The sequence below is a fragment of the Shewanella sp. M-Br genome, from assembly GCF_036245925.1.
Lineage (GTDB): Bacteria > Pseudomonadota > Gammaproteobacteria > Enterobacterales > Shewanellaceae > Shewanella > Shewanella oncorhynchi.
This window is the reverse complement of sequence record NZ_BJBV01000007.1, coordinates 15,298-41,306: the sequence shown is the minus strand read 5'-3', so window position 1 is coordinate 41,306 and position 26,009 is coordinate 15,298. Positions and strand designations below refer to the sequence as shown.

The following is a 26,009-nucleotide window of genomic DNA, read 5'->3' as shown; positions in this document are numbered from 1 at the left end:
CACCTATGAAGAAAGGCTAAAATGAGCCAGACAATTACAGCCGATCAAATACTGACATTTTGGTTTGAAGACATTGAGCCAAAGCTCTGGTGGATTAAAGATGTTGAATTTGATACCCAGATCAAACAGCGCTTCGAAGGTGTACTACTTCAAGCTAAGCGGGGAGAACTTTCACATTGGCGAATCACGCCTCAAGGTCGATTGGCTGAGATCATAGTGCTCGATCAATTCTCCCGTAATATTTACCGCGATACGCCTGCCGCATTCGAAGCCGATGCGATAGCCTTAGTGCTTGCCCAAGAAGCCGTTGCCCAACGGGTCGATACAGCACTAAAATCCAAACAAGTCCCTTTTCTATTTATGCCCTATATGCACAGCGAATCGGCAACCATTCACCAAGTAGCAGTAAAACTGTTTAATCGCGAAGCTGCGATAACAAACCTAACGTTTGAACTGCGCCATAAAGCGATTATCGACAGGTTTGGCCGCTATCCACATAGAAATATTATCTTAGGCAGGGAGTCTACTGCGGAGGAAATTGCTTTTCTAACTGAGCCGGGCTCATCCTTTTGAGCCTGTCATAGGTTAAAACGTTAATGTGTATTTGATAAATAAAGCCGTGCTGAGTTCACAGACACACTACACTTACTCAAGAAAGTCATGGAATGACTTGGCGAGTATCAAACACAGTTACAAGTGTATACCGCGGAGGTGTTGGTAACTTATGGCGCATAAACTAAATAAGCCAAATAGCTCAGTGGCTCGTCGTAACCGCTATAAATTAATGGGGTTACTCATCCTATGTGGCGCTCATCTCGGCCAAGCGGCTGAAATTAAGATAGGCGTCAGCCTGTCTATCCCGCCCTATGTCATCCAAGCAACCAATAGCGGGATCGAACTCGAATTACTTAACCAAGCCCTCGCCGTTAAAGGCCATACAGCTTCTATCCACTACTTACCACTGGCGCGCACTTTCCATGAACTCAGGGAGGGTAAACTCGATGGCATCATCAACATCAAAGAAGGAATGATTAACAACGTTTTTTATTCCAACGTTGCGATAACCTACCAAAACTGCGCCATTAGCCTCGAGAGTAATCAATTTAACATCAATAGCATAGAAGACTTAAACAACAAACAAGTCGTCGCCTTTCAACGTGCATCATCGTTACTGGGGGAAGAGTTTGCCAACATGGTTAAGACCAATAGCGGCTACCAAGAACAAGCGAGGCAAGTGCAGCAGGTTTATATGCTGATGAAGCGCAGGGCCGATGTCGTTGTGATGGATAAAAATATTTTCAAATACTACTTAAAGCAGGCCTATCTTGAGGGCAAACTGACTGAGAAAGACTTAAAACAACAGGCGATTTGCCACCAAATATTCCCACCTACAGAATACAAGTTCGCGTTTCTCAGTGAACAAATTCGGGATGATTTTAATGCGGGACTCAAACAAATTACCCAAGATGGTAGCTTAGTGGCTCTGCAGGAAAAGTATCGACGCCTGATGTCATTTGACAATGAAGCAGAGGCGTCGACTAAGTTAACAGAACCTAAAATGATCAAAAATGATTCCTACTAAACTTATCCCATAGTGTTATTTCACCACCAACACAGGGCACTTAGCATACTTAACAATATCCTGTGTAACGTGGGGTTTTAAAAAGTCAGCTAAACCGCTGCTACCATGACTAGCGATAACCACCATGCCCACATCAACGGCTTCCGCTAAAATCTCATCAATAGCATCACCATGGCGCACGACTAACTTAATATTGAGCCCTTCGGTAAGGTTCTGCTGCATTTCCTGCTGCAAACTATGCATTTTTGCATCAACGAAAGCTTTGAGTTCATTTTCCAATGTAGCGGGAATATCGACCGCAATACCATAACAATGGGCGCCACGGGCAGGGCTAGTCACATGCAACAACCGAATATCGACGTGATAAACATTTGCCATTTCAACCGCATATTTTAACGCATGGGCCGCAGTGGATGAAAAATCCGTAGGGCATAACACTTCTTGAGTACGCATAAGCTTATCCATCATTTGAGTTTTTAATTAAGCTAATTATTAAGGCCAAAATACCACTATTTTATAGCAGTTTGCTATGCTTCTTGCGTACCCATTTCAATTAATTATTCTTTATCAATCAAAAAGAAAGGACGCTATAAGCGCCCTTTGGATTTATAGAGTCAAAGCCAGTTACTTAACCACAAGCACAGGACAAGCTGCACCATTCGCCACCGCTTCTGAGACATTGGTGTGTAAAAAATGCGAAATCCCAGTTCGGCCATGGCTAGCAATTACTACCATGCCAATGTCTTTACTGTTGGCCTCTTCTAAAATTTGATAGACAGGATCGCCACGGCGGATCAAGGTAGTGATAGGAAGCTCAGTATTCAATCCATCCAATAGTGCTCGCATTTTAGTTGCCGCCGCTTCCTCCATGCTTTTAGCAAGCTCTTCAGGGGTAATAGATAGAATCATAAAGTTTTCATCACCGATCGGCTGTTCAACCACATGTAAGATTTTTAGCCCTACATGGTATAGATTAGCCATTTCAATGGCATAACTCAGTGCATGGGCCGCAGTTTCCGAAAAATCTGTGGGCCAGAGTATTTGACCTGTACGCATAATTTGTACTCCTTCTATGGCGCGAATGGATTGTTGGGTGAATCTTTACGGTGCTGCTATAACGCCCGATTTAGCGCATTGGCAGACCACAAACTTCATCTCACAACCTTAGTCTCTCAGCCAAGCAACAGCATCGCCATTATCAACAAAAAACCTTACCTCAGCAGGCGTAAACCAGTTTGCCAATTTAGCCAACACTTCCTGCAAAGTCGTCTTACCGACGATGGCTATTTTCTCGAAATGACGAATATGCTTCACCCCAAGTTTGAGATCGTCCCAAGCAGCCTGTAGTTCCAAGCCTTCCAACTCGGTGACATCTACCAAGGCGAAGATATCAGGATCTTTCACCCCAGCTAATGCAGACTCCAACACAGGCACCATCATTTCGTAGTCTTGATGAGTTAAGGTACCGATAGCTTTAAAGGTAACGAAAAAATCATCATCACCATAACGCTCAATACCAATCGAAATTCCGTGCTTTAACAATGCCATACATACTCCTTATGTAACAACCCTTGATTTAGTGTAAAAGCTAACGCCACAACAAGCCGTGATCTTGCTCAAAAATACACCAGATACCTTGCACCATCTCACTAAAGCAAGCTAGGATAAACCGACTAATCAGTCGGTACTGATTTAATAAAAGACTCAATCGAGACGATTACTTAAATAAAGTACCGAATAAGACTCAGCCTACCATTTCCCTTGGAGCAACCACTATGAATATGGCCACCGAACACCTTAATACTTCGCCACTGACTCAGTTGCTCCAACGCCAACGCAGCAGTTATTTAGCGGCACCGAATCCTAATTACGCTACGCGAGTGGAGCAATTAACTCGACTGAAGGCGGCCATACTGCAATTTCAAACCCCCTTAGTCGAAGCCTTAAGCCAAGACTACGGCCATAGATCGATTGATGACAGCCTGATCTCAGACATTATGCCTGTCATCAACAACATCAATTACAGCTTGAAAAACCTCAAAAAATGGCTCAAGCCCAGCGCTCGCCATGCTGGCATCTTACTCGCACCCGCCAAAGTCACAGTGCATTATCAACCTTTGGGGGTGATCGGCATTATCGTGCCGTGGAATTTCCCCGTCATGCTGTCAATTGGCCCGCTAGTGACTGCCATTGCCGCGGGTAATCATGCCATGCTCAAAATGTCTGAATTTACCCCAGCGACCAACCAAGTAATAAAACGGTTATTGGCACAAGTCTTCGATGAATCCCACGTGGCGGTTGTTGAAGGTGAGGCAGATATTGCTGCCCAATTTTCTGCCCTGCCCTTCGATCATTTACTCTTTACAGGCTCGACCACAGTCGGCCGCCATGTGATGCGCGCCGCAGCGAATAACCTCACCCCAGTAACACTCGAATTGGGTGGTAAATCGCCTGTGATTATCGCCCCCGATATGCCGCTTGAGATAGCAGTAGAACGAATGATTTACGGTAAGTGTTTGAATGCCGGACAAATCTGCGTCGCACCTGATTATGTGCTTTGCCCTAAAGCCAAGGTGGATGACTTTATCGCCGCCTACCAAGCTAAGTTTAAGGCCATGTACGGCACCATTAACCACAATAAGGACTATGGCAGCATCATTAATACACGTCAGTTTGACCGCTTGATGACAGTGCTCGAAGACGCCAAAGCAAAAGGTGCCCGTGTTATTTCAGCAACTGACGAAGCCATAGATAGCCAACATCGTAAACTCGCAACTCAGTTGATAACTCACACCAGTGAAGACATGCTATTGATGCAAGAGGAAATCTTTGGTCCATTACTGCCGATCATTGGCTACGACTCCTTAGATGAAGCGATTCAGTACATCAACCACAGAGCCAGACCCTTAGCGCTATATGTGATGAGTTTCGATGAGCCAACTCAGCAAAAGATCCTCCAGCAGACCCATTCTGGCGGTGTTTGTATCAATGAAACCGTGTTTCATGTCGCCGCCGACGATGCGCCCTTTGGCGGAATAGGCCCGTCGGGCATGGGGCATTACCATGGCAAGGAAGGCTTTTTGACCTTCAGCCACGCTAAAACGGTACTCAGCCGTGGCCGATTCAACACAGGCAAATTTGTTCACCCGCCCTACGGCACTTTTATCCAGCGCATCTTAATGAAGCTATTTTTGCGCTAGTCATTGGGGGATAAATCTTGAATAAACCATCAACAGCACAACCCATTAAAACCATGACTGATAAACGCCAAGCTATTCTCGATACTGCTTTAGCGCTCTTTGTCAGCCAAGGATTTCATGGCACGTCTACCGCCTCGATTGCGAAACAAGCAGGTGTAGCAACGGGCACCTTGTTCCATCACTTCCCTTCTAAGGAAGCCTTGATGGAATCTTTGTTTCTTACCATAAAACAAGAATTTGCCGATGCCTTACTGTTAAACACCCATAAGGGCAGCGATCTTAAGCACAATGCCCTACAACTATGGCAAAGTGCGATAGATTGGTCGCTAGATAACCCTGTCAAGCAACTGTTTTTTCAGCAATATTCAATGTCACCCATGATTGCAGCGAAGGTGCGCGATCAAGCGATGAATAGCATCTTAGGCTTTATTAGCGAACTCATTAAGCAGGGACAAATGATGGGGCTAATCGCCCATTATCCAGTCGAATTGATGCTAGAAAACTGCCACGGCCAATATCTAGCTGCAACCCGATTCTTTATCGATAACCCGCACTTGGGGACAGATAGAACATACCGCGATGCCAGTTTTGAACTGTTTTGGAAGGCCATGCAAGCGGACTAAAATAGCCAAATATCAACTGACTGCTGCAATAACTGCAATAAAAAACCGAGTCAGCTTAACTGGCTCGGTTTTCTTTTTCGCTATCGCGACTAAGTGCTAAAGCAGAAGTCTGCTTTGCTCTAGCATCTAATACCGACTTTCAAGCACCTAGCCCTGACTCAACTCCTGGGCTTTTTCTGCTGGCTGCGCCACTTGAGTTGGGCTCCAGTAACCTTGTTTGATACCCTTATCAATCAGCTCAGCGACCGCCAATTCAATGGCTTGTAACACGCAAAATTGCACTGGCTCATTGGTAGTAAAACCGACTTCAGCCTCAGCGAGTCGATTTAAACTCGTGTAACGGAACAAGCCCGCACGCATTTCTTGGGATAAAACACGTTTGCTGGTTGAGACCGACATCATGACTTTACCTGTGTGTACATCCACGGCGCGTAGATAAATGGTCACCAGATCTTCACGGTACATTTCAGAGGCGCCAATACCATAGTATTCGACCCCGCTACCGCCTGTGCTAGTGTTGGTCTCATAACTAATCACCCCACCTTCGAGTAACAATCTGGCGGTGGATAATACGGGCACTTCATCGCCCTTAGTACCGCTCTGTTTGTTGCTGATCTTACGCTCGGTAAGCAAATTTTGTAGCCCTTCACGCTCAACGGGTGTAAACCATTTAGAGTCGAGCAAAGTCTGCATCAACATCGATGTTGCGCCCTGAGTTACCGCGGTCGAAAACGAACTCACGTTAGCCTGCGGCTTATATTGGCCAGTTTGATCGCGAAAGGAATACACGGCCACAGGGATAGGAAACTTAGGTCCTGGTTGAGTTTGCAACCCACGCATCACCTCACTCAAGGGGTTAACCTCGGCAGCCGTGATATTTAAATCGGGTTTGGAGATCAGGCTACAGGCCGACACACTTAGCAGTAATAAACTCACTAACACTAGACGGGCCATTAGTTGACTCCTCCGAATGTCGGCATTTCAATCACAGTGACTTCACCGGTTGCAGTATTAGTAATAGTTAGCATCACGCCATTTCCCGTAGAAGCCACTTCAATCCGAAAATCACCTGTATCATAAACACCATCGGTAATTTCACCATCAGCAACACCGCGGGTGATTGAGTTAATGATATTACGCTCTAGGGATTCTTTAAAACGGGTGACAAAGTCCTTCTCGGTCGAGGTAGATTTATTGTCATTCTGGGCTTGGGCTTTATTTAATAGAAAAGCCCCATTTTGTGGATTGCCGCCAAAACTGGGATTCACTGGCGTATAAATCAATTCAGTGGCTTGGCCACTGCTTGCCACACATAGCGTGACAAGAGCAAGTAACGTCCTGTATGTCATTATTATTATCCTAAAAGTCGTCCGATGTTCCTGAAAAATCACCTGTTATTGCATTGGCTCTGACTTGCGCTAAATAATCAATCGTAAGCAAAATCGCCTGCTCTGCGCTCTCTTTAATCGGATTTGCACGACGACCAAAATGGGTGGTGTAAATCCGAGTCCCGTTTACCTCTAAAGTTAAAACGGTTCCAGCCTGTGGAAACACTGTCTCATATAGAGTGACGTTAAAGCCTTGGGTAAAGGGCAGTTCGCGCCAATAGCTTGAGTAGTAAAAGCCAAAGTCCTTACCAAACCGAGTCAAGGTTCTATCTATTACTAAGCCACTAATTTCAATGTCGTTATCGGCAATAGTGATAGGGGAAGCCAGCAGCAGGAATGGACATAAAACGTAAGTAAGCAGACGCTGTTTTAACTGTTTCACTTATCCCTCCTTAACCTTTTTAATCGAACCTTAAAAACCGCGCTAACCTCTGTTAGAACAAGGTGAGTTTTAACGCAAATTTTCGATAAAACAGGTTAACAGGGTTAAAGATCTCCCGTCATTACGCTAGGGGGCAAATTAGCCCGAAGAGCTAAGGTAAAAAGGCAAAAATAGCCCATTTGGCTAATACGCCAAGAGGCAGTTGAGGATAGGAGTTATGCTTTAAACAAGCGGATAAGATAAGCAATAAAAATGCGACTTAAGAGTCGCATTACGGTGTTGATTCAAAACGCGAGCATTATTGTGGTAACCATAGTCGAACCAACAGGCCACCGTCACTGCGATTATGCATGCTAATACTGCCATCGTGGGCTTCGATAATTTCACGGCACAAAGGTAAACCTAAGCCTGTACCCGATTGTTTTGTTGAGTAAAACGGCAGTAGCGCCTGCTCTAATACTTCACCAGACATACCAGTGCCGCGATCCTCAATCACAATACTAAAACCTCCACCATCCACTAAGGTTTGATATCGAATCGACAGGGTGACATCCTCGGGGTTTGAGCCAGATTCATGGGCGTTTTTAAGTAAATTGAGGAGCACTTGCTCCATCTGTCCTTGATCGAAAAAACCATCAACCTCAGGTAACTCATGAATGAGTTTAAAGGGATAATGCTGAGTTAACTGGGCTGTAAATTGCCCCCAATTCACCTGACGCCGTTGCGGGAGCGGCAACTTAGCAAAACGGGCATAGTTGAAGATAAACTGGCTTAGATGACTGGTACGATTCTCGATAGTATCGAAAATTAAGGTTAGCTTGGGATTATCGATATCTTTGGTGAGCAGTCGGCCAGAGTTCACCATGGAGGCGATGGGCGCGACTGAGTTATTGAGTTCATGGCTAATAATGCGGATGACTTTTTTCCATACTGCCACTTCTTGACGATTGAGCTCGCGGGTCATCTGCTTGAGCAAAATTAAGTTATGCTGTTGGTTATTCAATAAAAATTGGCCGCGACTTAAATACCAAGTTTCCACATCATCTTCACCCATGGCGAAGAGTCCGTTCTTTTCATGTTTAAGCGCCAAGGCCAATACTTCGGGCAAATCCACCAGCAATTCATCTAGGCTCAAGCCTTCCATTCTGCCCTTTTTATGAAATAGGTGACGCGCCGCATCGTTGGCATAAATGAGCCGCTGATGATCGTCCAGTAACAACATCACATTGGGAGAACTTTGAATCACCTTATCCAGTAATAACTCCCGCTGGTAAATGTACTGCCTTTCTTGGCGCAATTTAGCAGCGCTATGGTTAAATAACTGCGCTAAGGTTTTGAGCTGACCTTCGCCATGTTCAGGAATACTCACACTAAAGTCATTATCACTAAAATTTAGCAAGCCGACTTCAAGGGAATCTAAACTGCGGCCGAGATGTCGAGTCAACCAAGCAATACCTAAACCACAGACAGCACAAGCGAGAAGCAACACGATCAAACCTTCACCTAAGGTCAAACTCGAGACACGCTCTCCCTTCGCTATCTCAGCGGATATCGCAGGAGATACAGGTGCTTTGGGCGGTAAAATGGATAGCGGTTCTACACGTAAAGGCTCAACCACATGAGGAATAGAATTAAACAGCCCTTCTTTAAGTTGTTCTAACTTGAAGAGTTTTATTTGTAACTGCTCTTGTTTAAGTTGTTCAAGCTTTTGCAGCTCGGCCTTAATCTGCTCGGCCCTCTGGTGCGCTTGCATCGCCGCAGCCTCCTGCAATTGCTCACTATTGTTAAGGGCGAGTTCGATGGAGGCGACCGTTTTCTCAAGCTCTGCAAAATCGAGTTGCACATTCACATCAGGGATTTCAATCGTGTTAGACGTGGCAACAGACGAAGCATCGGGTGAGATATACTTCACCAAGGCAAAACTCAGCAAGACGCCAAAGGCGCAGCAAGCCATTGAAAAAATGATAAGTTTAGTTCGAATTAACACTCAGATTCCTTAATCGATAGCCTTTACCCTAGCATCTGCACTTAGCCTATGACTTATCTAAACCAAACTTGTCCATCCGCCGATACAGCGCTTGGCGACTGAGTCCAAGCGCTTTTGCCACCCGAGCAATTACGCCATGATGCTGTTTTAGCGCCGCTTCGATATCTTCTCGGCTCACGTCTATCGCCTCATTGGCATCTGACACTTGGGCACGAACAGACTCATGATAAAATGCGGTATTTACGGGGATGGAAGCGGGCGAATAAACAGGCAGAGGATCAGAGTGTCTCAAGCCAGATAGCCGCGACTCAGATACAGCCGAAACACTGGAAGCAGATTTGATGACACTCGCAACAGGTGCCAAACCAAAGTCAGCTTCAGTCAACACATGGCTTTGCGCCAACAATACGGCTCGCTTACAGGCGTTTTCAAGCTCGCGCACATTTCCCGGCCAGCGGTGCTGTAATAACGCCTGCAACGCAGGTTTACTCAAGCTAAAATCGCTGCCAATAAAATGCTGCACTAAAGGTAAAATGTCATCGGTGCGTTGATTCAGCGGTGGCAATGCCAGTTCAATCACGTTTAAGCGGTAAAACAAATCCTCACGGAATCGCCCTTCAGCGATATCTTGGGCCAGATCCGCATTGGTCGCACTGATCACCCGCACTTTTACTTTCTGGGTTTTATGGCTTCCTAAGCGTTCAAATTCGCCGGTTTGTAGCACCCGCAATAATTTCACTTGCCCAGACAAAGGTAAATTGCCAATTTCATCTAGAAACAGCGTGCCGCCGTCTGCCGCTTCGAAACGGCCAATACGCGCTTTAGTCGCGCCAGTAAAAGCGCCCGCCTCGGCACCAAACAGCTCGGCCTCTAATAAATCCATCGGCAAGGCGCCGACATTGACCTTAATAAAAGGTTTGTTTTTTAAGGGTGAATTGGCGTGGAGAATATCGGCAAGCTTGTCTTTTCCCGCGCCATTGGGGCCAGTGATCAAGACCGACACATCGGAGCGCGCCAGTTGCAAGGCTAAGTCAATACAACGCTGCATAGCACCGCTACCAAAGACAATACCGCAGAGATCCGCATCGGCGATCGCCACTTGGCGTTGATGATTCACCCGCTCCAAGCGGTGGTTAGCACGGGAGAGTTTATAAAGCGCAATCAGATTAGTGATGCTATTGAGTAGCTTAGCGTCATCCCAAGGTTTGCCCATATAATCGGCGGCGCCCGCTTTGACTAATTCAACGGCGGTTTCGAGCTGAGTCCACGCCGTCATCAAAATAATCGGCAAATCCCCTTGGCGTTCGCGCAGGGCGTAAAACAGCTGCCGACCTTCCTCACCCGAGGTGGTATCTCGGGTAAAGTTCATATCTTGGATCACTAAATCCACATCTTGCGTCGTCAATAACCCAAGGGCGTCCTCTGGGCTATGGCAAATCAGCACCCGATAATCATTGAGTTCTAGCATCAAACCTAGGGCTTGGCAGATGGCATGATTGTCATCGACGATAAGGATAGTATCCATAAGTGTGAGTGTTGTCCTAAGTAAAACTGTTAACCGTAAAGTAACAAAAAGTGCAATAACATCCTATTGTTATCGCACTTTTGTCGAGCTTTTATCGTACCTTGAGTGACATCAAATATTCCGCTATACGCTGCGAGTTGCGGTTGCTGGCGAAATATTTGCCGCCTTACGCGCTGGTAAGTAAACCGCTAATGTGGTGACAATAAATAAACCTGCCACAGTAATTAGTGGGTAGCTTAAGTCCAACATAGGCAAGCTATAGATTTTCATTAACTGTTGGCCTAACTGTATCGCTAACAAGCCGCCCAGCACGCCTCCCGCTAAGCAAATCAAATAGTTCTCCACGAGGAAGTAACTGATAATATCTCGCTTTTTAGCCCCCAATGCACGGCGGGTACCTATCTGCTTAGTGCGGCGCTGGATATTAAACATCACCATGCCCGTTAAACCGAGCGAGGTGATAAGCAATAACAACACCACCATCATAGTTAACACAGTAATCATCAATTTATGATCGCGATATGAACTATCTTTTAAGGCCTCGATTGACTTAAAGCCATCGAGTACTCGGTTTGGATTCTCCGCCAGCAGCGCTTTTTTTATCGTGTCTTTAAGCTCGGCGTGAAACTCAGGTTTGGCCCGTACCATGTAAGAACTGCTGCCATAATCCACATTTTGAATCACGCTGTTTTCAAGACTAGAACTGTCAATCCACGCGCCTTGCAGTTTTTCGACGACCCCAATCACAGTGATCTGCGCATCCTTGCCCTCGTACAACACTTTACCAAGTGCGGATTCATCAGGCCAAATGGCTTTGGCTAACACACTGGAGATGATCGCTAATCGGCTAGGGCTATCGAGGTTATCCTTAAGTTCATGGGGGTAAAAGTTACGTCCCTCAATCAGCTTAATGCCTAAGGTCTCAATGGTGTGATCTGTCCCTAAATACATGGCAAATTGCGGTGTCGATTTAGCGCTATCTGGGTCGGGGCCCAGATTTAACGTGCTCGACCAGCCGCCACCGCTTAACGGCAACATATTGGTTGAGGTCGCATCAATCACATTGGCTAGCCCCCGCAAAATTTGCTGATCAATTTTGTTTTGCGCGGTTTTATCAATCAATGGATCGAAGTTGAACAAGCTAAAGGTCAAGACTTCTGACTCTTTAATCCCCGAATCACGCTGCATCAGGGCTAAACGCTCTTGAATAATAAAGCTCGCATTCGCCACAATTGCCACAGACAGGATAATCTGAATAAGCAGTAAGACTGGACCGCTTTTACTGCGCAATAAACTGCTGAGAATAGGTTTAATATGCAACATAATGAGTCCCTTACTGGCTTTTAAGATAAACGCTAGGTTTAGTGCGACACACCACCCATGCGGGATACAAGCCAGCCAACAAGGCTGTGCCTACCGCAATACTTGGGGTGATAATCCACATACTCGCCGATAAATGGGTTAAGCCCTTCGCGACCTCAAACTGGGCCGATAACCCATAAAGCGAAGCGTAGGCCCAAGCCAGTCCAAGCAAACCACCGAATAAGCCAATCATGCCCACTTCCACCATATATTGAGCGAAGATTTGACCACGGCTAGCACCAATAGCGCGGCGTACACCCACCTCGGGGGCTCGCTTGAGGAACTTTGTCAGCATTAAACCTAATATATTGACTAAACAAACACTTAAAAACAGCGCACTCAAGCCAACCAAGATTTTATTGTCTTCGGGCACCACATGATTGTATTCAAGCCAAGTTGCCACATCGGATACTTTGACTGAGTCAGCGGCAGATTTATTATCCGTAAAACGGCCTAGGGCTTTTTGCTCCGCCACATAATTGCTGAGCCAAGAACGGTAACTGGCTACTGCGTCTTTATTTGGCAACTCAACCCAATACAGCAACCACACTTTTTCAGAGTTAAGGCGATCGCTGTAACTATTCATAGTCTCAAACTTCCAACCTGAAGTGTTACCCCATATATCAAACTCTTCGATAGGCGTCAGCGAAAACGGCACAAAAATTTGTTCCGTGTCGTTAAAGGCACCGTTAGTGGGATCATAATATTTAGGCTTAGGATCCCAAGCATCAATCACCCCAACCACTTGATAAGGTTTACGATTAAGATAGATAACCTTGCCAACACTGTTTTGACCCGCAAACAATTTTTGATTGAGTTTATCGTTAATCACCACTTGATAAGCAGGTTCAGTGTCGACGGATTTATCCCACGCATTACCGTACAAAAATGGCACGTCAAACAGCTTAAAAAAGTCACTGTCCGTCACCCGAATGCTTTCTAAAATAGGCGCAAAATTGGCATCCTCCGTTTGCACTGCCATCCCAGTGCGAAACATCGCAGCTTGGCGTTTAGGTAAGGTATTGTTGCGCAGATTCATCGCGTCTTGATAAGTCACTAACGAGTTTAACTCATCCCAAGAATCAGGACCTTGGCTCCAAAGCTGTACCGCATTTAACTCATCAGAGCGTTCACCCGCAGGATTAAATGACATCATCTTGTACACGTTTAACGTAGTAATCGTGATACCAATACCAATCGAAATCGCCAACACCATCAACAGCGACAACACTGGGGTTTTCTTAATGCTGCGCCAAGCTAAATCAACATAATAAAAGAACATAGTGCATATCCTTAACGGTCGGCGTTGGCAACAAGTTTGTCGATATCAGTCGCAGCAGTGATATCACTGACATGTCGATGACCTTGATGATACATAGTAAAATCACACACTTGACCATCGACAATTTGAATGTTGCGTTGGGCGCGGCGAGCGAGTTCAGGATCGTGCGTCACCATGATAATGGTCGTGCCCGCTTGATTGATATTTTCGAGTAATTCCATCACTTGACGTGCCATTAGGCTGTCGAGGTTTCCCGTAGGTTCGTCGGCAAGTAGGAAGCGTGGCTCCCCCGCCAAAGCACGAGCAATCGCCACCCTTTGTTGTTGTCCACCCGACAACTGAGTAGGTAAATGTTTAAGCCGTGAAGCTAAGCCCACTTGCTCTAATGCCTCTTGTACACGACGTTGACGCTCCTTGGCATTAAAACCACGATAGCGCAGCGGCACTTCGATATTCTCAGCTAAGTTAAGATCGGGAATTAAGTTAAAACCTTGGAAAATAAAGCCAATTTTCTCATTTCTGATAGTGGCGCTCTTATTATCGCTCAAGTTAGACACGTTAATCCCATCGAGAAAATAGTCGCCGTGGGTAAAACCTTCGAGTAAACCTGCAATATTTAAAAAGGTGGTTTTACCCGAGCCAGAAGGACCGGTGACTGCGACAAATTCGCCTTCGTTCACCTCGAGGTTAAAATCGCGCAGGGCGTGGGTTTCTACTAAATCCGTTTTAAAAACCTTGCTCACATTCTTCATTGATAACATGTTAATTTCCTTTAAATAATCAAATCTATTTTGCGCCCAGACTCTGCGTCGACACCTTAGGCATCGACTCATGTACGACCGTAATCAGCACAGCTTTATCAGCCAAAGAATGGCTCAACGACACACTCTAAAAACCACATAAAAGCGCCCAGCATAAGGTTGGCAGTTTCGTTGGAAACCTCACCCACTTGGCGAAACTCATCCAAAGGATTGCTCCATTCCAACAAATTGAGTCCGAGGAAAAACCAGCTATTGGCCTCACCGATACTTAGCTCCACCGCAACCACCAGTAATAATAAGGCTAGTACTCCAAACATTTTGGATGACATCAACACGCTGATATCAAATTGTTTATCACGCATATCCGGCTCCTATTCTTATCCATGTCGCAGCAGGTTTCGTCATTCACCTTGATCACTGCGCTGTTAAATTCATCAGATTGGTTGTTTAATAATTTACGAATATCGGTCATCAATGAATTCTGACCTGTTCGGCGTGATTAAAGGGATCAACGCTTGAAATAACCCACTCATCTCCGGCTTTCCCGCCATCCAGCACTTCGACTTGGCTCAGGCTAGTACTACCGAGCTTAACCTCACGACGACTGGCTAAATCGCCCTCGATTTGATAAGCCACATTACCCCCACCGCTGGTCATAAAGGCGCCGCGTTTTACCATAAGAACATTGGGTCTGTGCTCTAATAACACTCGGGCCGAGATGCGTTGATTCTGGCGCAGTGTTAGGCTGTCGCTTTGGTCAAATTGCACCCTAGCGGTCACTTCACGGTTACGCACTTCAGGGGAAATTGACGATAACTTGCCCATTAACTTAATACTGCCAAAACTCAACTCGACTTCCATGCCTAAACCCAGATCGTCCGCATAGGATTCAGGCACGGCTAACTCAGCCTCATAGGCGCTTAAATCCACGACGGTTAAAATCGGTTGGTTAGCGCTAAGACGGGTTTTCTGCTCGGTAATCCAGTTACCGATAATGCCGTTAACAGGTGCAACAATATTCAAGGCATCGACTTGGCGTTCTAATTCACGCACCGCGAGAGTTTGACGCTCAACTTCTAGGGCTTTATTTTTAATTTCAAAGGTTAACGTATCTTTCGTTAACGCAACTTCTTGTTCGGCATGCTTAAACTTCAGCTTGGCTTTGTGTAAATCATCTTTGCCCTTTTCATAATCAATCTGGCCAATAAGCTGACTTTGAATCAGCTCCTCTCCGCGTCGGCTTTCCCTATCCGCCGCTTCAAGATCGACCGTTGCGATATCTAAGGTTTGATAAGCTTGTAATTGATCGCGTCTTGCATCCAACTTAGCGCGCTCTAATGCACTCTCCATGCCCGCTAATAGGGACTTGGCTTGCGCTAGCTGATTTGTGAGTCTTGGACTATCGAGTTTGGCGACCACATCGCCCTTATTAACAGTATCGCCAGGATTGCTGAGCAGAGTCACTGTGCCTTCCTCTGTGCTATACAAAATAGGCGCATTGGCCGCCACGATTTTACCTGTGGTCGCCACATCGCGGGTTAACGTTCCAACGAAGAGTTTTGCGGTAGTGATGTCGCTGCGGCTAAGGGATTTGCTAACACTATCAGAGCCTAAACTTGCCCACACTAAGGCGCTGACTAATAAGGCGCAACCGCCAATGATCAGCGGTAACTTAAGACGTTTAGAGGTCGATGGCACAAGTACTGTATCTTGGCCGCTAGTATCTTTAATCATGGCTTTACTCGCTTCCCTGTTGTAATCATCAGTGCCGGAACGCATCAACGGACACTATTGGAAATCTCTACCCTAGAGTTAGCAAAGCCTATGCCAAACAAGTAAAATCATTTACTTTCATAACTTTAATAAAAAATCGCAGATAAAAGTGTCCGCGGACACTGGAGTTTAAATCGAAAAGTGTCCGCAGCAGATTAATCAAAAGTGTCCGATGCTAAAAACAGTGACATAGTACGGGCCATGCGGCTAAGCGCTTCAATTACATGTCCTAACAGATTTATTGGCCGAAACAGCCGAGTTTCCCTTTACAGTAAAATCCTTGCCACATAAGATCCCGCCACCCTCGCAGCAAAAACGATCAAAAGACCAAACCCTATGACTACAATAACAATCACTCGCCCAGACGACTGGCATATTCATTTAAGAGACGGCGCCCAGCTTAAAGATACAGTGCGCGACATCAGCCGCTATATGGGCCGCGCCATCGTCATGCCAAACTTAGTGCCCCCCGCTATCGATACCGAAACCGCACTGGCCTATTACGATCGCATTAAAGCGCAAGTGCCCGCGGGCTCACAGTTCGAACCTTTGATGGTGTTGTATTTAACCGACAAAACCAGCCCAGATGAAATCCGCAAGGCCAAAGCCTCGGGTAAAATTGTCGCCGCTAAACTCTACCCAGCGGGCGCGACGACTAACTCAGATTCCGGCGTGACCGATGTTAAAAACATCTATCCCGTACTCCAAGCCATGCAAGAAGTCGGTATGCTGTTTTTAGTCCACGGTGAAGTCACAGATTCAGCTATTGATATTTTCGACCGCGAGCGTGTCTTTATTGAAAATATCCTCAGTAAAATTGTCGCCAATTTCCCCGCGCTTAAAATCGTGCTTGAGCATATCACCACCAAAGATGCCGTCGATTTTGTCACTCAAGCCTCAGACAATGTGGCCGCGACTATCACAGCCCACCATTTACTGTATAACCGCAATCACATGCTGGCAGGCGGTATTCGTCCGCATTTTTACTGCCTGCCGATTTTAAAACGCAACACCCACCAGCAGGCGTTGTTAGGTGCAGCGGCAAGCGGCAGCAAGAAGTTTTTCCTCGGTACAGATTCAGCGCCACACGCCAAGGATAAGAAAGAAGCGGCCTGTGGCTGCGCGGGCTCCTACACGGCTCATGCCGCCATTGAGCTGTACGCCGAAGCATTTGAGTCGGTCAATGCGCTGGATAAACTCGAAGCGTTCGCAAGCTTTAACGGCCCAGACTTTTACCATCTGCCACGCAATACCGATACCATCAAGCTGGTCAAAAAGTCATGGGATGTCCCTACAACTTACCCGCTTGGCGATACTAACGTAGTGCCAATTCGTGCTGGAGAAGCCATTGATTGGCAAGTTGAGTAAGCCTTAAGTCTTTAACATCAAGTCGCCTACGGGCGACTTTTTTATCAGATTTTGATTTTTAATCCACAATCGGTCAGTATCCTGCGCTTAGAATACGGCCCTTACTTATCACCTTTTAAGAGAAAATCAGTATGCCCACAAGGATGTTATTCTCCGTTTTATCTTCAAGCCTGTTGCTGACCGCCACGATCTCTTTGCCGACCTTTGCGGCCAATGAACTCACAGGGATCTGGCAGGGACAGTTAGGTAAAAGCAAGGTCAGAATTTGTTTTAATCAATATGGAACAGGCAGTTATTACTATCAACGCTACTTAACGCCGATAAGACTCGAGCAGCAAGATGAACTGTGGAAAGAAGAAGACAATACCGGAAATTGGCAGTTTGATAGTGTCACACCACAAAAACTGAGCGGCCATTGGTTTAAAGATACCGCGAGTAAATCATTACCAGTGCAACTTGAGCGAGAAATCAGCCCAGATAAAGTCGAGGATTGCGGTGCCGATGCTTACAATCTACCGCTAGAAACCACGCCAAAACTCAGCCGAGGTAAATGGCAAAGCTACGAAAATATTGAGTATCGCCCGCTGACTTTTGGCACAGATGTAGGTATCGAATTTAAAGGCCCACAAACGGGTATATTGGCAATTAATCAATGGCTTGAACATAAGCTCACCGATGAAGCCCAACTAGCACAAACCTTTGATACTCGCCGCAGAATGCTGGCACAAATGGGCAGTTTTGTGACTGACGAAACCTTTGCCGAACCGATTTTTATTAATCAGCATTGGCTCAGTGTGCGCCTATATCGCTGGGCGGCAGGTTATGGCGCCAATGGTATCAGCCAAGAATTTGTGAGTTTCTCCCTTACCGACGGCAAACCTTTCCACCCATGGCAATGGTTTCTCGCCGATACTCAACCACAAAGCATGCTCGAGGGTATGAGTCATCCTTTACCCCCTGCATTAAGGGACAAATTGTTTGCTGGCAAAGCACCGGACGCAGAATGCCCCACATCCGACGGCTCAGGATATTACCAGCTCACCCTTGAGCCAAAGGGGATCAAATTCTGGGAAACGCCCCGCGGCGATGGCTGTGAAAATGAGTTTGTCCTCAGCCCGCAAGAAACGATGCCCTATGCCACCCAATGGGGACAAACACAACTTAAGCTATTGGAATAGTGTACTTAACTGAGAAAATACTAGAGGGAAAGAAAGCAGTCATGGCGATGATGCCTAACTGCCAGTTCGCCATCCCTGACTCTCGTTCGTAAAACTGCTACACAGCACTCACCCTAGCGAAGTTACAGGTATTGATTAGTGGCTTCGCCGGGAGTTGGCATATTTCTGATGTTTAACATGGCCAGTTATTAAGTGGAATTTAAAAGAATGCCTAGCCCGAATATAAATTAAGTAAGATAGACGATAGATGAATCAATCTTGCAGAATCACAAAGGTCAGCTACATTTGAGCCTAAAATACAAAATGCTCAATGAGTTACATTGAGCATTTTAGCTAAAATAAATGGCAGCCTATATCAGAAGTAATCAGACCTTCTACCACATTTAAATACTAGGCACAGCTACAGCATTCGCGGCACGTGTCTCACGTTTGTTTACCATCGAAATAAACACTAAGCCAAGCACAGGGACAATCACTGCTGCATAAGGGATCATGCCTGCGCCCATCTGGCTATCCAGCACTATCCCCCCTAAAAATCCACCGAACGCATTAGCTAGGTTAAAGGCTGAAATATTAGCGGTTGCTGCCAACTCTTGGCCTTCACCACCGTGATTCATTACCCGTAACTGCATTGCAGGAACATTAGCAAACGAAGCGATACCAAATACAAAAACGGCAATCACAAACATCACTTTGCTGTCCAGCGCGAAACCAACCAGTAGCAGCGACACTATCATGGCTATCGCCCAAAACATCGACGCTTTCTGCAGGTTTTTATCCGATGAACGCCCACCTAAAGTGTTACCCAATATCAAACCTAAGCCGACGATAACTAAAATCCACGTTACTGCATGTTCACTAAAGCCCGTAATGTGCATCGCAATTGGCGCAATATAACCGTAAACAGTCATAAAACCGGACCAAGCAAACACAGTGATAGCAAGACTAATCAACAACATAGGATTTTTAAACGCTCGCAGCTGAGCCGAAACATTTTTCGCTTCACCATGGCCGGTCGCATTAATAAACTTGAAGATAGAAGCGATTGAGATAACGCCCAATATCGCGACTGTGATAAAGGTGGTTTGCCAACCAAATTGCAGGCCAATCCAAGTGCCACCAGGTACACCCAATACGTTCGCTAAGGTTAAACCAGCAAACATCTGACCCACAGCACGTCCGGCCATTTTTTCAGATACCAAACTGGTCGCCACTACGGCACCTATGCCATAAAATGGGCCTTGTACTAAGCCGGTAATCACTCGGCTAATCATCAGCAAGGTGTAATTGGGGGCAAATGCCGACAGCAAATTACCCAAGATAAACAGCACCATTAAGCTGGTCAGTACGGTTTTTTTATTGAACCGCGCCAAGTAAATCGTGAGGATGGGACCACCAAACACAATTGCCAATGCATAGGCGCTGATCAAATACCCTGCCTGACCTTCACTAATAGACAAAGACGTGGCAATTTGTGGCAGGATACCAGCAATCACAAACTCTGCGGTGCCAATTGCAAACGCTGCTAGCGTTAGTATCCACACTTGTAACGGCATTTTTTCCTTGTTCATTGTAATCTCGCTTATTTCAAATTTTGTGTAGGGAACATACCGGCGATGTGTTATCAGCTCGGTGCAATAATGGGTAAAAGCACTATTTATTCAGTGCATTAGTTAATCAGCGCGCCACCATCAACATCGATAATGGCGCCAGTCATAAAGCTGTTGTTAATGGCAAGGTAATAGGCCATAGCGATATCACTCGGCTCACCCACTTTTGCTACAGGCAATGTGGTTTTGGCTTGTTCGTACATCGCCGTTTGCGCTGGCATTGACCCGGTTCTTGTTAATCCAGGGCTAACGGCGTTGACTCTAATGGGGGCAAGCTCTTTAGCGAGCACCTTAGTAAAGGCTTCTAAGGCGGCGTTCATTGTGCTTTTAACATAGGTATTAGCGACCACTTTTCGTGACAGCATCCCAGTGGTTAGTGTGATAGAACCACCTTGTTTAATGTAACGAACCGCCTGTTTTGTAGCATTGATTGAACCCCAAAACTTAGTGTCAAAAGCCGCTTTAGCTTGTTGAATATCGACATCAACGACCTTGCCAGCTGGCGCAGAAGAACCCGCGGTGATCACTAAGTGATCGAACGCACCAATGGATTCAAAAAATCGATTTACCGATTGTTCGTCCGACACATCTACGCCTGTTTGACGACTGGCGACATGGACAATCTGGTTGTCTACCGTTAGCTGCCTAGCAAGCGCAGCCCCTATTCCTGATGTTCCGCCGATGATGACAACCACAGCTTTATCGCTATTGCTCTGATTGCTAATCTGATTACTGATGTGGCTGCTCATGTGACTACTCTCTGTAATGCTGATTGGTTAGTAGAGCCAGTATATTCATTCGACATATTTTGATAATTGATTAATATATGAATTCATTATTCAGCCCAGACAAACAATAGATGTGAAAATGGATAAATTTTCAGATATGGCGCTGTTTATCAGCATAGTGAAACATCAAGGGTTGGCAGCGGCGGGCCGCGAGCTCGGACTTTCTCCAGCAACCGTCACGGCGCGCTTACAAGCACTTGAAGAACGCTACGGGGTTAAGCTGCTCAATCGAAGTACTCGACATCTGTCACTCACAGACTCTGGGGCCCTGTATCACCAAGCATGCTTGGGGATTATCGAAAATGTAAAAGAAACCGAAAATTTGCTGCAGAATGGGGTAAAAGAGGTCAAAGGCACCTTAAAAATTGCTGCGCCAAAAGATATAGGCAAACAATATATACTGCCGATTTTGTCCGCCTTCACCGACCGCTACCCCGATATCGTTCCCTATCTGTATCTCAATGATAATTTGTCTAATATTGCCGAATCGGGCATAGATGTCGTTATTCGCTACGGTGATTTAACTGACAGCAATCTGATTTTAAGGCGGCTCGCACCAAGTCGACGGGTGCTGTGCGCATCTCCGGAATACCTTGCGCGTAAAGGCACTCCCGTTAAACCGCAAGACCTCAGCCATCATGATTGCCTCGCTATGCTGCGCAGTAATGAAGAGCTCAAAACTTGGCACTTTCAAGACCAAGAAGGTCGCAACTCAGTCACTGTCACCCCAAAACGGTTTTCTGATGATGGCGAAGTGATCCGTTGCTGGGCATTAGAAGGCGCGGGGATCGCGTTAAAATCACTGCTCGATGTGCAAAATGACATTAATCAGCAACGCTTAGTGACAGTTTTAAATGGCTACATGAAAAACTTTAATAGCTCGACCACAGTCTCAAGTGCCGACCTCAACGTGGTATACATCAGCCGCCAATATCAGCCCAAACGACTGCGATTATTCTTAGATTTTCTGTTCGAACAATTTGAAAAGCAGCTGGAGTATTAATCGCTAAACGTCGATCAAACGGGGCAACTGCATCAACCAATAGACGCAAAGTATTTTATCGATGTGATCAACTGTATTTTAACGCATCACCTCGCAAGGATTACGTGTAAACAGCGCATGGCTTATGCCCCGCAATGTAAGCAGCAATAGCAGTGGTCATTACGGCTAAACCCGGCATAGAATTAAATGTACTTTTGCCCAATAGAAAATTACTAAGCACCCTCTACAATTAACCATCAGCTCACACTGCAAACTAGCAATGAGCGATCCACAACTTGATACTAACGAGGGAACTCATGAACACTAAAATCATCATCACAGCAAGCATTGCACTATTAATATCGGCAAATAGCTACGCCATTAACGATGAATATCGCAAGTTACTCGAGCGCTCTGGCTGCACCCAAATGTCAGAAGCCCAAGGCTGCGATATCCACAAAACCAAAGAGGAAAATGCTAAGGCAAGCGCCATGTCCCAAACCGCAGATGACGCTAAGGTAATCATTCCCAATGCCCGACAATGGCTTGCAACCGCCAGCTCAGGCGCGACGGTTGCCAACATTCAAATCGATGATAAAAATCAGGTTTGGGTTAATGGTAAACACGTAAAATCGAGCCATAGTGATGGCGCAATCAAATTCAAACAAGGCATGGTGGAGTTCACCATTTATCCTGATGCAAGCATGAATAAAGACAGCTCGTGGATTGATACTGATGCTGGAACTCAAGGCTCAATTACCGCGAAGTAATATTCAGTAGATGCCTGACAACGATGTGCTGAGCCATCGTTGTTGGGCAAACGCATTAGTGAGATTAAAGATTATCTCTTTGAAGTGATGGTGTTTGAGGTTAATGATGAATTGATTCAAGCCATGTGGAGTTTTGCAACCAACTGATTGGTTTTTTTTATAATTTTAAAAAAGTCAAAGTCGTGTGAGCTTGACCTCTGATGTTAAATCAAGAGCCAACCAAGAGGGAATTAACAGCAATCCCCTCTTTAAGAGAGTGATTAGTTCTTTATTTTGTATGCATAGAATTAATCACTTTCATTCCAGTGACACGCCATAAACTCATCCCTGAGGGCTCGACGACGGCATCCATGCCGCCAACGGTCACTTACATGCAAGTGCTTAATTTCGTCAACACTTGAGTAGTCTGTAGCTAAATGACTCATATCTCCGTAAACACCTTAGTAACCAGTCTCATACTACAATAAAAATCACCTAACGGCTCAGAATGTGCCCCCGAGCCTACGCCATCATCCATGATGTCGCCACGTAATTTTTATCAATATATTTCAACAACTTCGTAGAGAATAGCGTATTCCTGTAGTGCAAGGTGATTACAACTCATCTTAATAATCAAAAGGAGTTGCACCAGAACCGTCTTTTTGCAAAGCTAGGTTGTCGAGTTCTATGAGTAAATTCATAGTCTTTCTTATTAAATAGCCAAGTTTAATATACCACTACAAATGGAGTTGCAAATTGCCGAACTCGGATACAGAAAACCAGCAAGTAATATCGTGTGTGGCTGATGCCATTAAATTAGCAAAGACAGAAACTTCAAATAACTCTAAGAAATGGTGGTTTAGGGGACAATCTAACGCCCGCCACAATCTTGTACCTAGTTTATTTAGGCCAATAGACGGAAAATACTATGATGAGAACATGCTCATCGATGAGTTTGTAAGGATGCATCCAGAAGCAAGAGAACGTCATACCGATGTTTTAGAGCTTCTTACTTATGCCCAACACTATGGCTTACCGACAAGACTTCTCGATTGAACGGAAAATGTATTAGTTGCTCTTTATTTTGCGTGCTCAACAGAAAATAACCTTGATGGTAAACTCTTTTTTTTACCCGATTTTGTAGACGATATATTTGATTTCGATTATTACAACTTTGATTTTGGTAAAATATTTCTCACCAAATTAATAGAATATAATGATGCAGATGACTTTGATAATATTTTTAAACAGGTCGCATCTTCCATCCGCGAAGATCATCTTGAATTCTTAAATAACCAGATTCTCTTTAATGGATTACGTTTTGATGATTTTTTAGAATTAGAAAAGAAATATCATGGCCAGCTATCTGACAAAGGGGTTGATTTGATTTGTAAAGCAATCAATGGAGGAGCCCATGAACAGATAAAACATGCTGGATTCATGTACACACCAAAACGCCTTAACAAACGATTAGTCACACAACAAGGTTGCTTTACCTGCCATACAGGTAAAATATTGTATAACCAACAATATGTTAAAGTTAACGATGAATTTGATAAATTTTCACATTCCTTCATTATCCCAGCTAAGTTCAAGGAAGATATATTAAATGAACTTAAATATTGCGGAATATACGAAGCAACTTTATTTCCTGAACTTGAATATCAAACGAAACATATTAAAAGCTATTCACTGTTTGAACAAAGGTGGTAATTCTAGCTAAATAACACTTTACAACGTTCTAAATTAAGAAACTGAACTTATAGAGCTTTTATGCCTTAATAATGTACCAATAACACCAGAGTCTGAGGAATACACTATCCCCTCGGAGTTGCCGCAGGGCGAATAGGCAAATTGCGTGAGTCCAGCCATGGATGGCTGGCTAGCTTTCGCAGGTGCAGGGACGCATCCTTCGAAAGCGATAGCAAATTTGGCAATGAGCACAAGGGGCTTTCAACTCCGTTAGGGGCGTCATGGAGCATCCAAGGAGGATAGGACGAGCAGTCCTCCTTGGTCGGGTGTGGGGTGAAGCCCCACGACTTTGATTTAGATTTTAGAAATACATCAAATCAACTATCAGACATACACAGGGATTAACCAAATTAAGCACTATCATGGAAGTGACCGTCCGTGGCATGGTCGCTTATTCATATCCATGTGATCGCGACATTAGTATGTCCTATACAGCAGATGCCGCCATCGACCCCTCATGGACGACTATTTTAAAACCAAAGTCGGCGTGTCAGTGGAATGATAGTGCTGAATGGATATGCGGAATGAAAGCTCCACCTATATTTACAAACGCACGAAGGATTAAGTTGGCATCCCAACTAAACTGCGGACAAAACTGAGTATTCATGATCTCACCCTGCGGTAGATTGCATTAACTCACCAAAATATTTTTTGTTTACGAAAAAGTCTTAACCAAACATATCCTCATTGATCAAAATAGGCTGAAAGAGCAAAATGCGCCTCTTGAAGCCGTATGCCAATTCGACTAACGCTCCTGTGTCTATGGCAAAATTAAATGTGTTGATTATGTGAAGGTAGGTGCAATGGATAGCTCAATATTAGTTTTTGACTCAGGTTCAGGTGGACTGACTGTCGCGGCCGAAATAAAAAAGAGAATCCCCAACATACGGCTGAGTTACGTCTCTGATGCTGGCTTTTTCCCTTACGGAAAAAAGCCGCACGATATACTTAAAAAGCGAATTTTAGACGTTATATCCAAAGCAGGCGCACTGACTCAACCCGATATTATCGTTATCGCCTGCAATACAGCGAGTACCATTGCGCTAGACTTACTTCGTGCTGAACTCAATATACCTATTGTCGGCGTTGTCCCTGCGATAAAACCTGCCGCTTCGTTATCAAAATCAAAGGTAGTGATGGTACTTGGCACTCACACCACGGTGAACTCAGCTTATGTGAAGATGCTGATCACAAATTTCGCCACAGAATGTAAGGTTTTAGTAGAAGACTCTGAAGCGCTGGTTCTCGCCTCAGAGCAAAAACTTCTCAGCAATGGGTTTGATCCCGACATTGTAACCCAGGAAATTCAGCGTATTTTTAACAAACCCGATGCGTTTAATACCGATGTATTAGTGCTAGCTTGTACTCACTTTCCACTTATCAATGCAGAAATCAAAAATGCCCTTCCCCACCAGGTTACCGTCATTGATTCTGGATTAGCCATTGCTAATCGAACGCACTCATTGTTGAAAATCGAGCACCAAACGTGTAGCCCGATACTCGATCCAGAAATAACGTTTTACACCACTGGGAATGTAGATTCAGAACAAGCGAAACAAAGCAAAATTGAAGCACTGCTTCAGTGCCCCATTAAATTTAAGCCTCTGTTATTGTAATATTTTTAGCTCATTTTCTTTTAAAACCCGTTTTCAAAGAAATCTAAATGATTCCCCTAAAAGACACCCACGAAATAAATGCTATATCGCATCGCTGATTG

At 45.1% G+C, this 26,009-nt stretch carries 26 protein-coding genes; 11 read left to right on the top strand and 15 right to left on the bottom strand.

The window, feature by feature from the left end; all coding sequences use genetic code 11:
• Positions 1-21: 21 nt before the first annotated feature.
• Positions 22-573 carry a DUF924 family protein gene (locus AAA952_RS07310; RefSeq protein ID WP_338255676.1) on the top strand — a complete coding sequence of 184 codons (552 nt, stop codon included), beginning with the start codon at positions 22-24 and terminating at the stop codon, positions 571-573.
• A 151-nt stretch (positions 574-724) separates the two neighbouring features.
• Positions 725-1,582, top strand: coding sequence for a substrate-binding periplasmic protein (locus tag AAA952_RS07305; RefSeq protein WP_338255673.1), 858 nt, complete (start codon positions 725-727; stop codon positions 1,580-1,582).
• Positions 1,583-1,597: 15 nt separating this feature from the next.
• Here the strand turns inward: AAA952_RS07305 and AAA952_RS07300 are convergent, their stop codons facing one another.
• The 3 genes from AAA952_RS07300 to AAA952_RS07290 all read right to left on the bottom strand — a co-directional run bounded on the left by AAA952_RS07300 (position 1,598) and on the right by AAA952_RS07290 (position 3,130).
• A complete protein-coding gene (locus AAA952_RS07300) occupies positions 1,598-2,035 on the bottom strand; it encodes a universal stress protein (RefSeq protein ID WP_263199981.1) in 438 nt (145 codons plus the stop codon).
• A gap of 171 nt (positions 2,036-2,206) precedes the next feature.
• The gene (locus AAA952_RS07295; RefSeq protein WP_028761700.1) at positions 2,207-2,638 is read right to left on the bottom strand and encodes a universal stress protein; all 432 of its coding nucleotides are present in this window, start codon (positions 2,636-2,638) and stop codon (positions 2,207-2,209) included.
• 108 nt (positions 2,639-2,746) lie between these two features.
• Positions 2,747-3,130, bottom strand: a complete 384-nt coding sequence (locus tag AAA952_RS07290; protein WP_028761699.1) for a SpoIIAA family protein — start codon at positions 3,128-3,130, stop codon at positions 2,747-2,749.
• Positions 3,131-3,357: 227 nt separating this feature from the next.
• On the opposite strand from AAA952_RS07290, the gene AAA952_RS07285 reads away from it, so the two are divergent.
• Both AAA952_RS07285 and AAA952_RS07280 read left to right on the top strand, forming a co-directional pair.
• Complete coding sequence (locus tag AAA952_RS07285; protein ID WP_338255669.1) at positions 3,358-4,782, top strand: coniferyl aldehyde dehydrogenase; 1,425 nt, start codon at positions 3,358-3,360, stop codon at positions 4,780-4,782.
• A 17-nt stretch (positions 4,783-4,799) separates the two neighbouring features.
• Positions 4,800-5,405, top strand: a complete 606-nt coding sequence (locus AAA952_RS07280; protein WP_263148809.1) for a TetR/AcrR family transcriptional regulator — start codon at positions 4,800-4,802, stop codon at positions 5,403-5,405.
• 147 nt (positions 5,406-5,552) lie between these two features.
• On the opposite strand, the gene AAA952_RS07275 is transcribed toward AAA952_RS07280, so the two are convergent.
• From AAA952_RS07275 to AAA952_RS07230, 10 genes are all read right to left on the bottom strand, one after another.
• Positions 5,553-6,359, bottom strand: a complete 807-nt coding sequence (locus tag AAA952_RS07275; protein ID WP_105251644.1) for a CsgG/HfaB family protein — start codon at positions 6,357-6,359, stop codon at positions 5,553-5,555.
• Positions 6,359-6,754 (bottom strand): curli assembly protein CsgF, encoded by a 396-nt coding sequence (locus tag AAA952_RS07270; RefSeq protein WP_131523187.1) that lies wholly within the window; start codon positions 6,752-6,754, stop codon positions 6,359-6,361. Before AAA952_RS07270 ends, AAA952_RS07275 begins: the two co-directional genes overlap by 1 nt.
• A 10-nt stretch (positions 6,755-6,764) precedes the next feature.
• Complete coding sequence (locus tag AAA952_RS07265; RefSeq protein ID WP_131523186.1) at positions 6,765-7,175, bottom strand: curli production assembly/transport protein CsgE; 411 nt, start codon at positions 7,173-7,175, stop codon at positions 6,765-6,767.
• A 298-nt stretch (positions 7,176-7,473) separates the two neighbouring features.
• Positions 7,474-9,162: a sensor histidine kinase gene (locus AAA952_RS07260; RefSeq protein WP_338255664.1), complete on the bottom strand. Its 1,689-nt coding sequence runs from the start codon at positions 9,160-9,162 to the stop codon at positions 7,474-7,476.
• Between the two features lie 46 nt (positions 9,163-9,208).
• Positions 9,209-10,687, bottom strand: a complete 1,479-nt coding sequence (locus AAA952_RS07255) for a sigma-54-dependent transcriptional regulator (protein ID WP_338255662.1) — start codon at positions 10,685-10,687, stop codon at positions 9,209-9,211.
• Positions 10,688-10,810: 123 nt separating this feature from the next.
• Positions 10,811-12,010, bottom strand: coding sequence for an FtsX-like permease family protein (locus AAA952_RS07250; protein ID WP_286991573.1), 1,200 nt, complete (start codon positions 12,008-12,010; stop codon positions 10,811-10,813).
• Positions 12,011-12,020: 10 nt separating this feature from the next.
• A complete protein-coding gene (locus AAA952_RS07245; protein WP_198571797.1) occupies positions 12,021-13,331 on the bottom strand; it encodes an ABC transporter permease in 1,311 nt (436 codons plus the stop codon).
• 11 nt (positions 13,332-13,342) lie between these two features.
• Positions 13,343-14,092 carry an ABC transporter ATP-binding protein gene (locus AAA952_RS07240; RefSeq protein WP_028761691.1) on the bottom strand — a complete coding sequence of 250 codons (750 nt, stop codon included), beginning with the start codon at positions 14,090-14,092 and terminating at the stop codon, positions 13,343-13,345.
• Positions 14,093-14,190: 98 nt separating this feature from the next.
• Complete coding sequence (locus tag AAA952_RS07235; RefSeq protein ID WP_263186665.1) at positions 14,191-14,454, bottom strand: hypothetical protein; 264 nt, start codon at positions 14,452-14,454, stop codon at positions 14,191-14,193.
• A 109-nt stretch (positions 14,455-14,563) separates the two neighbouring features.
• Positions 14,564-15,826 carry an efflux RND transporter periplasmic adaptor subunit gene (locus AAA952_RS07230; protein ID WP_198571798.1) on the bottom strand — a complete coding sequence of 421 codons (1,263 nt, stop codon included), beginning with the start codon at positions 15,824-15,826 and terminating at the stop codon, positions 14,564-14,566.
• A 375-nt stretch (positions 15,827-16,201) separates the two neighbouring features.
• Here AAA952_RS07230 and pyrC point away from each other — a divergent pair, with 375 nt between their 5' ends.
• Both pyrC and AAA952_RS07220 read left to right on the top strand, forming a co-directional pair.
• A complete protein-coding gene (pyrC, locus tag AAA952_RS07225) occupies positions 16,202-17,233 on the top strand; it encodes a dihydroorotase (RefSeq protein ID WP_338255655.1) in 1,032 nt (343 codons plus the stop codon).
• Between the two features lie 131 nt (positions 17,234-17,364).
• On the top strand, positions 17,365-18,411 hold the full coding sequence (locus AAA952_RS07220; protein WP_338255654.1) for a hypothetical protein: 1,047 nt from the start codon (positions 17,365-17,367) through the stop codon (positions 18,409-18,411).
• A gap of 383 nt (positions 18,412-18,794) precedes the next feature.
• Here the strand turns inward: AAA952_RS07220 and AAA952_RS07215 are convergent, their stop codons facing one another.
• Positions 18,795-19,982, bottom strand: coding sequence for an MFS transporter (locus tag AAA952_RS07215; RefSeq protein WP_338255652.1), 1,188 nt, complete (start codon positions 19,980-19,982; stop codon positions 18,795-18,797).
• A 98-nt stretch (positions 19,983-20,080) separates the two neighbouring features.
• Positions 20,081-20,770, bottom strand: coding sequence for an SDR family oxidoreductase (locus AAA952_RS07210; protein WP_219255357.1), 690 nt, complete (start codon positions 20,768-20,770; stop codon positions 20,081-20,083).
• Between the two features lie 118 nt (positions 20,771-20,888).
• Between AAA952_RS07210 and AAA952_RS07205 the strand changes: the two genes are divergently transcribed.
• From AAA952_RS07205 to murI, 5 genes are all read left to right on the top strand, one after another.
• The gene (locus AAA952_RS07205; protein WP_338255648.1) at positions 20,889-21,812 is read left to right on the top strand and encodes a LysR family transcriptional regulator; all 924 of its coding nucleotides are present in this window, start codon (positions 20,889-20,891) and stop codon (positions 21,810-21,812) included.
• 296 nt (positions 21,813-22,108) lie between these two features.
• Entirely contained in the window at positions 22,109-22,561 is a 453-nt protein-coding gene (locus AAA952_RS07200; protein ID WP_028761683.1) for a hypothetical protein, read from the top strand.
• Positions 22,562-23,338: 777 nt separating this feature from the next.
• A complete protein-coding gene (locus tag AAA952_RS07195; protein WP_263202250.1) occupies positions 23,339-23,596 on the top strand; it encodes an FRG domain-containing protein in 258 nt (85 codons plus the stop codon).
• Positions 23,597-23,923: 327 nt separating this feature from the next.
• The gene (locus AAA952_RS07190) at positions 23,924-24,253 is read left to right on the top strand and encodes a hypothetical protein (RefSeq protein WP_263202251.1); all 330 of its coding nucleotides are present in this window, start codon (positions 23,924-23,926) and stop codon (positions 24,251-24,253) included.
• 842 nt (positions 24,254-25,095) lie between these two features.
• Positions 25,096-25,908, top strand: coding sequence for a glutamate racemase (murI, locus tag AAA952_RS07185; RefSeq protein ID WP_263202252.1), 813 nt, complete (start codon positions 25,096-25,098; stop codon positions 25,906-25,908).
• Positions 25,909-26,009: the final 101 nt, after the last annotated feature.